The 507-nt window shown below is 66.5% G+C and carries 1 pseudogene; it reads right to left on the minus strand.

The features are described 5' to 3' along the window. Positions 1 to 253: 253 nt before the first annotated feature. Positions 254 to 507 (minus strand): annotated as a pseudogene (locus tag Q9G87_RS60450) (IS21 family transposase); the annotation flags it as partial.

Below are 507 nucleotides of genomic sequence, written 5' to 3' on the forward strand. Positions count from 1 at the left end.
GCCCGGCCCAGGACGTCCACCCGGGATCCCCAATCGCCGGCCCGCACCCCGCTACGACGTTGGCAAGACCGTCAAACGCGGCCGCACTCTCGCAGCCCTACAACAATCCGGAGGATAAAGAACAAGCCTAGGCCGTGTTTCAAAAGGGTCTTTGAGGGCTTGCGGCGTGGCGGTCATCGATAAACGACGAGGCCTCCGGTAGTTGGTTCAACGACCAAGAAGAGCCAAGTACCGGAGACCTCGTGGCCAGCGTAGTCGCATCCAGGCAGGCCGCAATCGTCGGCATGGTCTTGTCCCAGACCGGGATGACCACACGAAACCGCGACCAGGCCAGCCAGGCGCACCACAGGATCGTCTGCCGCCCCTTGATCACCGGACCCCATCCCCAGTCCCACTGCAGCCACAGCCCCGGCTCGGTGATCCACGGCCGATAGACCCGCCGCTGCCCCGCGCGGTACTGCGCCTTCGCCTCGGCCACCGTGCGCCGGGTCGTGCGTTCCCCGCCGG

The sequence above is a fragment of the Nonomuraea turcica genome (assembly GCF_030718205.1).
Classification (GTDB): domain Bacteria; phylum Actinomycetota; class Actinomycetes; order Streptosporangiales; family Streptosporangiaceae; genus Nonomuraea.